The 1556-nt window shown below is 58.2% G+C and carries 1 pseudogene; it reads right to left on the bottom strand.

Going from position 1 to position 1556, the window contains the following annotated elements:
- Window positions 1-79: 79 nt before the first annotated feature.
- Window positions 80-672, bottom strand: a pseudogene (locus NKI95_RS34210) (IS110 family transposase); the annotation flags it as partial.
- Between the last annotated feature and the right edge of the window lie 884 nt (window positions 673-1556).

Genomic DNA, 1556 nt, shown 5'->3' with positions numbered 1-1556 from the left:
TTGCCAATGGCTGGCCAAACAGCGATATCGACGCCCTCATGCCATGGAATTACCAGCGCTGAACGGCCTCAGCTGCCCGCTTACGGTGCAGCCGGGTAAACTCGTTCCACAGTGCGGCCCGTGCCTGCAGCATCGCACCGATAACCGTCGCAAGCATGTCATGCCCCTCGGTGAGGTCGCGAATGCGTGCTTCGAAGCGTCCCCGGCTTAAATCGCCAACCTTGAGCCCGTAACCGCGCAGGATTCCGCGGATGCTGAGCTCGACGTCGAGCAGCTTGGCCTGCAAAAGCTTGCGGCCGGCCAGCAGTGCCCGCACCGCCTGGGCATCTGCCGATTTGGCGTACACAAGACGGTACCAGCCCATGCGCAGCAGCTGCGCGATCCCGCGTGCATCTTTGCGATCCGTCTTCACGGCATCGCCGACAGTGCCGCCTTCACATGCCATGTCTCCAGCAGCACCACGTCAAAGCCGGCGTCGACCAGATCCTCGCGCAACCACTGCGACAGTGGGCCCGCCTCAAGGCCAACCCTGACTATCGGCAGCCCAAGATCGCCAAAAAGCGTCTCAGGTTCACTCGCCGCCTTCGTCTCACGCACGATCTTGCCTGATGAATCGACCACGCAAACGCTGCTCTGTTCCAGCGACACATCAATTCCTGCATAATAGTCCATGGTTGTCCCTCGCTTGATGCTTGGGGTCGACACAATCGGACCCGTGTCAACATCATCACTCTGAGGGACAGCCACCTTCCTGGTTATGCGAGGAGTGCCGGCCGATTACGGCATCTAGTTTTCTTCATGGCCAGCAAACAGAGCATTTTTTCTGGTCAAGCATACTGCCCGCATGATTGGCACACGCGCGCGTGAGCGGCGGGCTCTATGATGACGTTGCGTGAAGGTCAGGCGGCCTGCTGATCGGCGGGTTTGTCGGCTTCACGCACCCTGGCGGCGATGATGACACTGCGGTAGCCAAGGAGCTCTCACTTCTATGTCTGCGCCTATGCCTGCCGATAGAAGCTTTCAATTGATTGAGGCGGTCGGTTGCGGATCCCTTCGAGGGTGCACCGGTCCCGCAGAGGCGACGATGGTCGGAGGTGGCAAGGAGCTCTGAACCTGGCGCCAATGTTTCGGCCCTGGTTCGGAGATTGGGATCAGCCCATCCCAATTGTTCGGCTGGCGGGCTGCGGCGCCCTAGACGGATGAGGTGGAACGCGCCGGAAGGGATGAGAAGACCGGTCTTTGAGGCTTCAGGCTCACTATTCACGGCTCTGCGCGTTTTTTGCGGCGATTCTGCGCATGGAACTTCCAATGCGCCGAATATCGACCAAGAGCGTGCTTATAATAACGTCACTTAAAGCAAACAGGAATGTGCCGCCCAGGTTCAGCTTCCCAGCAGCAGCGGCGAATTGGGCGTGTTTTTAGACGAGTAATCACATTGACTTCATAGGAGGCGAAAAAATGAACAAGGCGCTGGAGGAAATCCCATTTACCGGAATCCCATTCCCTAGATCTGAATACCAACGACGACACAACAAAGTCTACGCGGCCATGGAAAA

The organism is Mesorhizobium sp. M0306, assembly GCF_040321655.1.
Classification (GTDB): Bacteria; Pseudomonadota; Alphaproteobacteria; order Rhizobiales; family Rhizobiaceae; genus Mesorhizobium.
This window is presented reverse-complemented; position numbering and strand designations above follow the sequence as displayed.